Source organism: Streptomyces sp. TSRI0281, from assembly GCF_001905125.1.
Lineage (GTDB): Bacteria > Actinomycetota > Actinomycetes > Streptomycetales > Streptomycetaceae > Streptomyces.
On the sequence record NZ_LWLE01000014.1, the window covers coordinates 130,603 to 142,484 of the forward strand.

General features: G+C 64.5%; 4 protein-coding genes and 2 pseudogenes. 3 read left to right on the top strand and 3 right to left on the bottom strand.

Annotation, left to right across the window (positions count from 1 at the left end; translation table 11 throughout):
- Positions 1–17: 17 nt before the first annotated feature.
- Entirely contained in the window at positions 18–2,738 is a 2,721-nt protein-coding gene (locus A6A29_RS21855; RefSeq protein ID WP_241838597.1) for an AfsR/SARP family transcriptional regulator, read from the bottom strand.
- A 1,277-nt stretch (positions 2,739–4,015) separates the two neighbouring features.
- On the opposite strand from A6A29_RS21855, the gene A6A29_RS21860 reads away from it, so the two are divergent.
- Both A6A29_RS21860 and A6A29_RS45320 read left to right on the top strand, forming a co-directional pair.
- On the top strand, positions 4,016–6,964 hold the full coding sequence (locus tag A6A29_RS21860; RefSeq protein ID WP_158074435.1) for a tetratricopeptide repeat protein: 2,949 nt from the start codon (positions 4,016–4,018) through the stop codon (positions 6,962–6,964).
- Positions 6,965–6,983: 19 nt separating this feature from the next.
- A pseudogene (locus A6A29_RS45320) lies at positions 6,984–7,158 on the top strand.
- A gap of 108 nt (positions 7,159–7,266) precedes the next feature.
- Here the strand turns inward: A6A29_RS45320 and A6A29_RS21865 are convergent.
- On the bottom strand, positions 7,267–8,199 hold the full coding sequence (locus A6A29_RS21865; protein ID WP_241838595.1) for a hypothetical protein: 933 nt from the start codon (positions 8,197–8,199) through the stop codon (positions 7,267–7,269).
- A 553-nt stretch (positions 8,200–8,752) separates the two neighbouring features.
- Here A6A29_RS21865 and A6A29_RS48115 point away from each other — a divergent pair.
- Positions 8,753–9,817, top strand: a pseudogene (locus A6A29_RS48115) (IS630 family transposase).
- Positions 9,818–9,865: 48 nt separating this feature from the next.
- On the opposite strand, the gene A6A29_RS44870 reads toward A6A29_RS48115, so the two are convergent.
- Positions 9,866–10,852 carry a hypothetical protein gene (locus A6A29_RS44870; RefSeq protein WP_143197028.1) on the bottom strand — a complete coding sequence of 329 codons (987 nt, stop codon included), beginning with the start codon at positions 10,850–10,852 and terminating at the stop codon, positions 9,866–9,868.
- Between the last annotated feature and the right edge of the window lie 1,030 nt (positions 10,853–11,882).

Genomic DNA, 11,882 nt, shown 5'->3' on the forward strand with positions numbered 1-11,882 from the left:
ACCCTGTCGAACGGCCGTCACGGGAGGCACCTCATACGCTCGACAGCCGCGTCCAGGTCGTTCTCACCCAGTTCTCGTAATAGTGCCTGGGCTTGCTGAATCGCCTCCTCGGCTTCCAGAGGCCGACCGGCTCCGCGGAGGGCGGCCGCAATCCAGACCAGCGTCCGGGCCTCTCTACTGCCGTAGGTCAAGGAGCGATACAGATTACGAGCGCGCTCGAAGTCGGCAATGGCGGCCTCGTGATCTCTCAATACGAGCCGAACTCGGCCCATGCTGAACAGCAGATGCGCCAGGCCGTTGAGATCGTCCGTTCCTTCCAACAGCGTCAGCGAACGCCGGCAGTACTCCAGAGCCGCGTCGTAATGACCGAGGTCGTAGCGGGCACTTCCGATGCCGTTCAGCGCGGCTCCTTGGCCGAGGAGGTCACCAAGTTGCTCGAAAGCGGACAGAGCAGCGATGAAATGCTCCAACGCTTCACCCGGGGCTCCGCTCTCACGGAGTAGAACGCCCAGGATGTGCCTCCCGAGGGCAGCGCCCAGGACATCCCCGTCGTCCTCGCTCACTCGCACTGCGCGTCGTAGTTCGCCCGTGGCACGCGGAAGGTCCGCGAGGCTCCGGTAGGTGCCGGCAAGCATCCGGTGCACCATGGCCACGTCGGCCGGACCGGCCTCCCGACCCGCGGCCTCAAGCGCACTGTTCAGGTACTTGAGCGCGTCCAGGTGGCGCCCGGATCTCCATTGGAAAGTCACCAGGACCATCGGGAGCAGCCACGTGTAGCGGTCGAGCCCACGCTTCTCCGCCAGACCGACGGCAGCCGTGAGGGTTGAGTACTCGGCCTCGAACCAGGACATCGCGTCCGCCGCATGGGTCGGAGTAACCACCTCGACATCAGGGGCTTCGCCGATAGGCAGTCGCCGGGCCGGATCCAGCCTTCGGTCGCACGCCCAGGCGTTGTGCAACAGGAAGCGGAGCACCCGCTCCACGACCCGCTCTCGCTCGTCTTCGTCCTGCCGGTCCGACAGTTCAGCGGTGTAAACGCGGACGAGATCATGCAAGGAGTAGCGCTCGAATACCGGCTCAGTCACCAGGCTCATCCGCATCAGCTCGTCGACTGCGTCACTGACGCTGTCGATACCGTGAGTTTCGAGTGCGCGCAGTGCCACCCAGCTGATCGTCGGCCCCGGATGGACCGTCAACTGCCAGAGGAGGTTCGCCGCCGGTATCGGCAGCAACTTGTAGGAGGTTTCCAGCTGCAGGCGGACGCTCAGGCTCTCCGAGCCCAGGTCGAGAGAACGCAGCCGGGTTCTCTCCTGCCGCAGTTGGCGAACCATGCCTGCCAGCGCCTGGGACGGGCGTTCTTTGATCCGCGCGGCCATGATCCCCAGCGCCAAGGGCAAGCCTCCACAGTGTTCAACCAAGTCGTCAACGAAGGGGACGGCCGCACCCATCCGATCCTCGCCCAACCGGATTCGCAGCAGCTCAACGGCATCGTGCGAGTTCAGAGGAGCGAGGTCGACAAGCTCGGCACCCTCACGAATCGCCAGCCCGTGCAACTGACGACGGCTCGTAACGATCGCCGCGCTTGCCCCCGGGCCAGGAAGCAACGGGCGGACATGGTCCTCGTCGCGCGCGTTGTCCAGGACCAGCAGCAGCGAGCGATCTGCGAGAGCAGTTCGGTAAGCGGAGACCATGCCGTCCATCGTCGGAGTCGCTGGACGTACTCCGAGATCGTTCAGGAACCTGGCCAGGACAGCGCCGTGCCGTTCCGGTTCACCTGACGAAAAGCCACCGAGGTTGACGTAGAGAATTCCGTCCGAGAAGCTCCGTTCGGCCAGGGCGGCCGCCTCCATGGCGATGAAGGTTTTTCCTACACCAGGCATGCCTGTGAGCGCCGCGACGCGGCTCCTGCCCGGTGTCCGGCCGGCAAGGGTCTCCGCTATCCGGTCGAGCTGAGTTTGTCTGCCGACCAAGCCGATGGGTGGGGAGGGCAGCTGCCTGGGGATCTGGCGGACTCGGACAGGTTCGGCACTGTCAGCGGTAGGAGCAGAAGTGTCCGTCTCTCCTGCCAGCAACAGGTGCATGGTGGGCCGAGCGAACTGACGCCCCCAGCGAGCAAGCAACGGCTCGATTCGTTCCGACCTGCCGAGAGCGCGCAGGGCACGCACCTGCGCTTCCAGCAACGTCTCGTCGTCCGGCCAATGGGCCATCGCCGAGTCAGCCCGCTGCAACGCGGCGTGCGCTTCCCCGCACTCGAGCTCGGTCAGTGCACAGGCAATTGTCACGTTCCGCAATTCGGTGGTGAGTTCGATTCTCTTCCGAGAGAAGCCCGTGCCAGCCATGCCCTCCAGAGCCGTTCCCCGCCACTCGCCGAGTGCGGACCGGAGCGCGCTGAGCCGGCGCCGGGGATCATCGGCGATGTTCGCGAGGCGCTGGAAGGCTTGGAAGCGCACGTAGTCGACACTCTGTGGGTCCACCTGGATCCGGCAGAATCCCCGATCGTTCGACTGGACGATGCCCGGGATTTCCATCCGTAACTGATGAGAATATTGGCGAATTCGATTCGCGTTCGACTCCTCGCCCGGCCATAAGAAGTTGGCGATAGTGGCGTGCGAGGCACGATGCCCAGGCGCCATTAGCAGAACAGCGAGAAGTTCGAGGGTCTTCGTCGGCTTCATCGGGGCCGACTGCTCATTTGCCACAGCAAGCACCGGGCCCAGGATGCGAAATTCCATGATCATCACCTCTAGTCGCATGCGGCCTCGCACCGCGTTGGCTTTACAGGCAGGCACTGGAGAAGCATGGCATGGCGAGCGGGGCACCGATTAACGTTCGCCTAACGAAAGCAGTTTGGAACTTCCTATGCTGATCTGCAACGCTTCGAACATTCCACCCCGACCGCTCCAGCGGATCATCGGAGAAGGGCATACGGATGCCCCGCCATGGCGAAGGGGGCACACCACGCCACAGAGACCGAAGGTACGAATTCGGATGGTGGGAAACAGGCCACTTGAACAGGGAGAGATTCATGAAACCCGTACAACGTAAGAACCTTCGGCATGACGCAAGCCGACCGGCACGGTACCGACGGCCCAAGGCGACGGTGCCCCCCAGGCGTCGGCGTAGGCCCCGCCCGCCCGCGCCGCAGCCGCCCTCAGCTGCACACCGCGCCGCTCTTCGCCGACCGGTCCGTCCGACGGCCCAACGGATCTACGAGGCCGAGCTGTTCTCCGACCTCGAGTAGGTCCCGAGGCGGCACAGCGACCTTGCCGAGCTACACGGCCGACACGGAGGCACTTTGGGAGGCAGGCCCGGAAGAACCGGCCTGCCTCCCGGCCGGAGAACCATCAGTAGCCGCGTCCCGATTTATTCGTGCTGGTAAGAGGGGTATAGAGCTTTGGAAAGCTGAGGGCGACAAACGCGCCGGTGAGCCCACCCGCGGGTTGCAGTATGCGTTGCATTCACTCCTGTGCCGGTACGATCAGCCTGCTTCCACCTGGGATTACGCTGCTGGTCAGGACACTGACGGATCTGCCTGAACCCCCGGACGAACAGTTAGAAAGCGTGTTGGGGGCAACCCTCACGAGTTCGAATCTCGTATCCTCCGCCATTGCTCTCACCGGGCAATACGTCGAAGGCCCCCGCAGCTCGCTGCGGGGGCCTTCGACGTTGAGGGTTGCAATTCCCATGGTTCGAGCCTCGATCGCGAGGGACCATACTGCGGAGCAGCTAGCCAGCTAAGGGCTGTCCCGTAATCCCTGGTGGATCAGCGCGCGGCGTCAGATGCGGTGCATCGCAAGGCGGAGGGACGTTCGCATACTGGATGTATTCGGACGTTCCGACAACGCGGCGAGGTGCCGTAGCTGTCGTCGCGCGCCCGCCAGGGATTACGGGACAGCCCTTAGGCCGTGCAGAGAACCGCACAAGGAGAGGAGAGAGCGATGCCACTTGGACGACCAACTCACCGAGGACAGCGGCCGTAGCTCGTGCGTCTACAATCACCGGCGGGGAGGGCGCCGTGAGCGAAGTCGCTACCGGAAGTGAGCCGCACGGAGAGGTCCTCGGGCCGGATCATCCGTTGGTGTGCTCTGAGTTCCCCCACGCACCGCCACTGACAGACACGGCCCCACTCCTGCTTAACACCGGCGACCTCACGTGGGAAGCCGTCGAGCACCTGGTGGCTGCTCTCGCCTTGAAGGTCGACCAAGCCCGCGAAGCCCGGCTGTTCGGACGCCGTGGGCAGCCACAGCAGGGTATCGACGTCGTCGCGTTCCTTGATTCGGGGCCGACTTCGGTGTATCAGGCCAAGCGCTACGAGCGCTTTACCGCAGCCGATCTGAGGGACGCGGTAAAGCGCTATATGGAAGGTACACGCCCCTTCGCGGCCCAGCGCCTGGTCGTGATCACGACTGCGGACGCCTCGGACGTGAAGGTCGTCGAGACATTGGCGGAACTTCGCAAAGCCCACCACAACCTGAAGATCGAACTGTGGGACCAGGGGCAACTATCGAACATTCTAAGGGGCTTTCCTGACCTGGTAGTCCGTTTCTTCGGGAGGGCCACTGCGGAGGCTTTCTGCAGGCACGAGACCGACCGCGCTCCGGACCGTCCCGGCGCGGCGATCGGCATGTTCACCGATCCGTACGCACTGGATGTCCACCGGGTGATCCAGACCGAAGGCGCGGCCACCGACGGCCCCCCGGCAGTGCTTCCCGTCTATGTCGGACGCGGCCATGACCACTCACTGGCGAAGGCCATGAGTAGCGCCATCAGCGGCAACAGCGAGCTCGTCGTCCTCGTCGGTGAATCGTCGTCAGGGAAGACCCGCGCCTGCTGGGAGGCAGTGCAGACCCTGCCCGCAGACTGGCGGCTCTGGCAGCCGATCGCCCCCAGCCCGGGTGAAGCACTCCTCAGGGGCATGGCTTCCGTAGGTCCGCGGACAGTGCTGTGGCTCGACGATCTCGCTGCTTTCCTGTCAGCCCCGGGCAGCGAACAGGGGGCTGCCGTAGCCGCTGGTTTGCGGGACCTGCTGAACGATGCGGCCCGCCGGCCCGTCCTGGTCCTGGGCACGCTGTGGCCCACGGAGTGGGAGAAATTCACCACCCGGCCCGACCCGGGGGAATCCGACCGACACAGGGAAGCCAGGGTCCTCCTCACTGGACGCAGCATTCGCGTCCCCTCGGAGTTCGACGAGTCGGCGCTGAGCGAGGCGCGGGAGTACGCACGTACCGACACGAGGTTCGCCGAGGCGGTCGAATGCGCCCGTGACGGTCGCATCACGCAGTATCTCTCCGCCGCCTTCGCCCTGATGGAACGCTATGCCACCGCTCCGGCGGCTGCCAGAGCGGTCCTACACGCAGCGATGGACGCCCGTCGACTCGGATGCCGGAAGGAACTCCCGCCCGCGCTGCTAGAGAGGGCCGCCGCTGACTACATGGCCGACGACGAATGGGACGATCTGCCGGACGGATGGTTCGATGACACGCTGGCGTTCCTCGGTAGACGGTGCCGGGGCGCCACAAGCCCACTCGTGAAGATCCGCCCGCGACCCAGCGCCCCGGCCGAGGTGGAACCGCGTTATCGGCTGGCGGATTTCCTGGATCAGTTCGGGCGGGTCAGCAGATCGACCATCGGTGCTCCGAACTCATTGTGGGAGGCAGTCGCCGAATTCTCGAACCCAGGTGATTACAGTGGCCTCGCCTGGGAAGCCCGAAACCGAGGTCTTTTCCGGCACTCCTTCCGGCTCCACTTCCGCGCGTTGAAGAGCGGGAGCGGGGAGACCTTGGATTTGGCCGGCGAGCTGATGGAGAGGGCCGGCTGGCACGATCAGGCGCTGCACTGGTACCGCTGCGCGATCGAAGCAGGTGATCACGGGACGCACGCCTCCCTGATCTCGCTCTCCGGCGCACTCGGCAGAGAACGCGAGGTCATGGACTGGCTGAGAGCCCGTGCCGAAGCAGGCGACGACCTAGCCCTGGAGTACGCCGCCGAAGACACTCTCGCGAACCGTGGCCAGGGTGAGGCGATGGGCTGGCTTCAGCAGTTCATCGATGAAGGAAACGCCGTCGCACTTTTTTCGGTCGCGCAGAATGCCGAAGAGAACGGCCGTCAGGGTGAGGCGATCGACTGGTATAGGCGGGCAGCGGAGGCGGGCGACGCAGTTTCGGTGCTTCGATGTGCCCGTCTCGTGGCAACGGAAAGCGATGCGGAGGAAGCCCTCGACTGGCTTCAGGAGTTGGAACGGCGAGGCGTCAGGGTGTCGCGTGCGAAGGCCGAGGCCCTGATCGAAACGGACCGGCCGGTCGAAGCGCTCGCCTGCTACCGGGAGGTCGTAGCCGAAGGTGGCCGCATGGTTTTCGACGCCGCGGCTGACCTGGCGGTCGAATGCGAGGGCATGGAAAGGACGATCGAGTGGTTGGAGGCTCACGTGGCCGCCGGATCGATCGTGGCGTCGGCTTCCTTGGTGCGGATCCTGCTGAACGGCGGACGGACCAAAGAAGCGCTGCGCTGGTGCCGCGAAAATGTTCCGCGGCTGAACATGCCAGCGTTCCTCATAGCGTGCGACCTCTCGCTCGCTGTGGACGGGTACGAGGCAACGATCGACTGGCTGGCCAAACTCGCGGCATCTGGGAACCCCGGCGCCCTGTGGCGATCGGCCTTCATTCGTACGGAGAACGGTCGCCTAGAAGAGGCGCTGCAAAGCGCCAGGGAAGCGGCGAGCCGTGGGGTACCGACCGCCCACCAACTCGCAGGTTTCCTCGCCACCCAGGCGGGACGGACGGAGGAGGCCGTCGACTGCTACCGGCGTGGAGCGCTGACGGGCGAATCTTTCTGCATCGCCGAGTTGGCGGAGGTCCTGGAAGGGCTGGGCAATGAGGACGAAGCGGATCGTGTCCGCCGCTTCGGGCTCGAACCGAGCGGCCGGACGGCATCCGAGTGGAAACCGGTGAACACACGAGTGTCGTAAGGGGTGACCGCTGGCGGGCGAAGGGTTGCAGTTGGGGTTGCATTCACCCCCGTCCGGACCCGTCCGGACAGGTCCGCCTCGGATACTCCGCTGCCGGTCAGGACGCCTACGAACCCTACCGGACCCCCATACGAACATTTGGAAAGCGTGTTGGGGGCAACCCCTCACGAGTTCGAATCTCGTATCCTCCGCCATTGCTCTCACCGGGCAATACGTTGAAGGGCCCCACCGCTTGCGGTGGGGCCCTTCGGCGTTGGTGGTTGCAGTTTTCGTCGCAGTTGTTGCCAGCGGACCGCTGGCGCCTACCGACCGTTCAGGAGCTCGCGGCACACGCCGCAGAACATGGCCGCGTCGCGCCCGTACCGGCGCATCAGCTGGTCGCACCCGGCGCACGGCCCCAGCTCCCAGGGCGGGCAGCCCAGCGCGGCAGCGGCGGCAGCCCGCTCGACGGGCAAGATCAGCGTGGGATTCCGCGACCGATGCGACGGCATCCGAGGCAAGGTGAAGCCGCCGGTCGGCTGCCCCAAGTCTCGAATGGGCCGTGCTTCGCTGACGAACCAACCCTCCTCACCCGCTCGGCAGTTTCGGTCGATCTCCTGCTCGGCGAAGGTGATCTCGTCGTCCTCCTCCTGCCCCGGCACCTCTGGAAGAGGAATCTTCTCGCCGACCATCTGCAGCCAGCGCTCGCAGTCGGCCGCCGAGACCCACATGTGCCGCCCTGCCCGGCCGCTCCCCCGATTGGGCACGTAGACCGGCACGCTCTCCCCCGTCGCGCTCGACAGCACGAGGTCTTCGAGGTGCACCGCCTTCTTCTCCGGCAGGCACAGGGCAGGCAGGAACCAGTCCGAGTGAACCTCGTCACAGTGGCCGGCGCCATCGGTCAACAGGCAGTGGCGCTCGCTGCTGGCCACGCATTTCCAGACCTGGAGGTGGCGGTAGCCACCGCGGATCACCATCTCCTTCCCGCCGGCAATCTCCCTCCAGGGCATGTCGTCCACGCGGGCCCAGGGCGCCCGGTCTATCAAGGAAGCCGTGCGGTCCTTCGCGACCCACAAGGGGGTGATGTTCTGCTGCACGGCGTTGGCCGAGCGACGGTGCACGCTGCTCGGGCTGAGGTGGTGGTACTGGATCTCCCAGCCGATCCGTATACCTCCGGGGCCGGTGACAAGGGCGTCGGAGATGCTCCGGCGGTTCGCCGTAGGCACCTCGGCATCGGCGTCCAGGCCATAGCGCAAGGCGGTCTCGACGATCCGCTCCTTCGTGGCCTTGTGCTGCTCGCTCTCCGGCCGGTGTGGCCTTGTGCGTTACCGGCAGGTGCGAGGCGACGAGCGGCCGGCGGCCCCCGACGCGCCCTCGGCGGATGAACATCCACGGGGATTTGCCGCCCGACTCCGACAGACAGTCGCGGCCGTCATGGTGCGCAAGGCATTCGAGCAGCTGCGGGTCGCGGTCGGCGACGCTCGCGGTGATCTCCCGCAACAGATCGGGACGCCCGGGTGACCGAGGTCAGACAGTGACAGATTGATCTCTAGGCCATATCCGGTGTGCCACACCCCATTTGCCATTTCTCCACCATAGGAACGGGGGTGACTTTCCAACAGAGTGCGTAGTGGAAGGCGGCGGCTCGCGCTTCCGCCGGAGGCGTCCGGCCTCGATGGGCCTGATTTCGATCAACTAGCCCTCGCCTGTCGGTGCCCCTGAGTACAGTCCTGGAAGGGCACTTACTGCGGCTGAACTCGTGGTGTCGTAGGGGCTGACGGACCTTGATCCCTGCGGTATCACCTGTGCATGCGGTATCCACAGGGTGGCGGCCTGACCGCCGACCGTCAGGAGTTCCGGGAACAGTTACGGCTGGAGGCGGCCGAGCGGTTCGACCGGGGCGAGTCGAGCACGGTGATTGCGAAAGACCTGCGCGTGACTGTGCGGTCGGTGCAGAGGTGGCGCCGAATCTGGGCCGGGGGCGGTTCGCGGGCCTTGCGCTCGAGTGGTCCCGCGTCGTTGCCACGGCTGAACGACGAGCAGTTCGCGCGGTTGGAGCGTGAGCTGGCCAAGGGGCCGGCCGCGCATGGCTGGGAGGACCAGCGCTGGACCCTGAACCGGGTCAAGACCGTAATCGGCCGACGGTTCCACCTGACCTACACCATTCAGGGCGTACGGAAACTGCTGCTACGCAATGGCTGGTCCTGCCAAGTGCCGGCCCGCCGAGCGATGGACCGGGACGACGACGCGGTCGCAGGGTGGGTCAAGGAGGTGTGGCCCTGCGCGGAAGGCTCGCGGCGGCCCGTGGAGCCTGGCTCGTCTTCGAGGACGAAGCCGGCTTCTCCATGACGCCGCCGCACGCAAAGACCTGGTCGCCGCGCGGCCGCACTCCAGCAGTCCGGGTCCGTGGCCGCTCCCGCAGACGGATATCCATCGCGGCGCCGACCTGCTACAAACCCGGCCACCGGTCCCGGCTCATCTACCGGCCCCGCCGCGACGACGGCAACCGTGACGGGCGCAAGAGCTTCTCCTGGCGCGATTACCGAGACCTGCTGATCGCCGCGCACCAGCAGCTCGACGGCCCGATCATCCTCATCTGGACAACCTCAACGTCCACAAGGCCGCCGGACTGCGGGAGTTCGCCGAGACCCGGGACTGGCTGACCATCCACTATCTGCCGCCCTACGCACCCGACCTCAACCCGTCGAAGGCATCTGGTCACTCCTACGGCGCGGCAGGCTCTCCAACGTCGCCTTCAGCACGCCAGAGCACCTCGTCCGCCGCATCCGACACGGCCTACGCCCCATCCAATACCGCAGTCACCTCATCGACGGCTGCCTCACCGAAACCGGCCTGACCATCAGACCCGCCTGACGGCAGGGCGACAACACGAGTTCAACCTCAGTAATCCGTCGATTTCCATTAACTGCCGATATGGGAAGCTCCATTCTCCACGTCGTCCGGATGCAATGTGGAGTCCTGGATGCCCAATATGTGCATGAGCGACTTGACTGAAACCGCCCTGCTATTGCCAATCCAGAGCACGCGAAAGGGGAGGGACCCCTTCCTGGCTTTCCTTGATGCATGCGATTCTGAGAAGCCAACGGTACTGGCTGCTTCTTTGAATCCTATATGCTGCGGTAGGAGGTCGGAAAATCGATAATAAAGATTTCCCCCGTCAACCCAGGAGCGCCCGACCTGCGTGGGGCTAATAGCGGGAGTATGCGTCTCGTTGCGGCAGCCATCCCGGATTTTACTATGTAGGCACTTCGCATGGCCCATGGCCCCCATTCGTTGCAACAAGGCCCCTATCCGCTCACCGCGAATTCTCTCATCGGCGTCCGGGTTCCTTACCGTACTCGCATTGATAATTGACGACGCACGCAGAGTGGAATCACCCCAGTGGGTGCCCTCTGAAATCCAAAACTCCACACTATCCGTACATGTTTCCGAGGATCCGACGTCCACCAGGCTTCGAGCGCGGGCGAAGGCGCGAGTCATCATGTCATCTCGCAGCTTCTTGGAAGGTACGCCGTCTGCCGTAGACGACCACGCCTCAAGGAGTCCTTCTATTATCGCCGACCTGATGTCGGAAACTTCATAGTGCCACTGTCGTGCCAGTTCTTTCGACCATCCCTCAAAGTACGGGGTTAGTAAATCCAATGCGATCAGCAGCCATTTCTCTCGCTCCTGTTGATTGCCTTCTCTTGCCAAGGTGACTACTGACTCCCAGAGGCGCAGGCTTGCTATGGATTTCGATCGATCTAGGCGAACCTGCCTACGAAACATCTGATATGTCGGATGCTTCTTGATTGCACAAACCTGAACATCGCCCACGTGCGCGCAGATGGGCTCCCCGCCGCAGTTGCGCAGGATTTGTTCAGTGATGATAGCGAAGACATTGGACATGATTTTCCCCTCATGAAGCCAGATCTGGCCCAAGAAAAATGATGAGGGAGCCCGCTGCTCTTTCACGCTTTCTGCCCTGATCTGACCCAATCGAGTGAATCTGGGTTTGACTGCCCGGTGAGATTTGGGGTATTGGTGCGAGGTCGTCGCACTCGGCAGGTGGCCTGTCCGGGTTGCAGGGCGGGAGCTTGTGAACGGCAAGCCTGTTGGGACACTTCGATCAGAAGCGTCGCCTCTGGAGAACTGAGCTGCGGCTAGTCAAGCGGTGCACCTGCGGCGGGGCCCTCACTCAGTATGCGAATCCGCCGCATCGCCTCTGTCAGCCCGAAGGTGTTCTGAAGGTCACCGCAGGCGCGGCCTTTCTGAACGCGGCGGTGGTGATCGTGGCGTTGATGTTGACCACAATCCAAGCCGTGTGCCGCTTGTTCGCCACAGCAAACCAGGGGGACCCGCCCGGCTGCGGGTGCGGCAGGCCCCATATGTTTCGGCACACCCATTCCCGTGCCCCCGCGAGCTTCATTGGCGTCGAAGGCCGACTAGGCATGGAGCACGATGGAATCCGGCTCTTATCGAGCGGCCCTGATCGACCAGGCGCCCCGGGGCAGGGGCGGCGATACGTCCTGGAGGGAGATCGCCAGCGGCAGCGAGATAGTCATCCGCGACTGTTACCGGCATCTTCAGGTCTGGCGTTGCCTGTCGAGCAGCGCGCCTCACTGTCCCGACACCGACACCGGGGCAGCAGGCCATTGTGGCGCGATTCACGCCGAGTGGTTCCTCCCAGCGCTCTGCGATCCACCGAAGCTTTCGTTCCGCGTCGAGGACCTCGTCCTCACCAGCGCGGTCGGGGGCAGCGTGTCGGTCTTTGTGCCAAGCCGCGGTGGCGGCTGGGCCGGCCGCCACATGCGGTTCCCCGCACAGGGTGCCGGAGCAGGAGGTCGATGACGAGATCACCTTCTCGGAACAGGAGGTCGACTTGTCAATCCCCTCGACCTGTGGAGTCCTTCCTATGCAGCCAGCTTCGGGGTGAGGC

Bases quoted from the DNA above. Each gene is read 5' to 3' on its own strand.
- A6A29_RS21855 (WP_241838597.1), bottom strand. From the start codon at position 2,738: ATGATCATGGAATTTCGCATCCTGGGCCCGGTGCTTGCTGTGGCAAAT.
- A6A29_RS44870 (WP_143197028.1), bottom strand. From the start codon at position 10,852: ATGTCCAATGTCTTCGCTATCATCACTGAACAAATCCTGCGCAACTGC.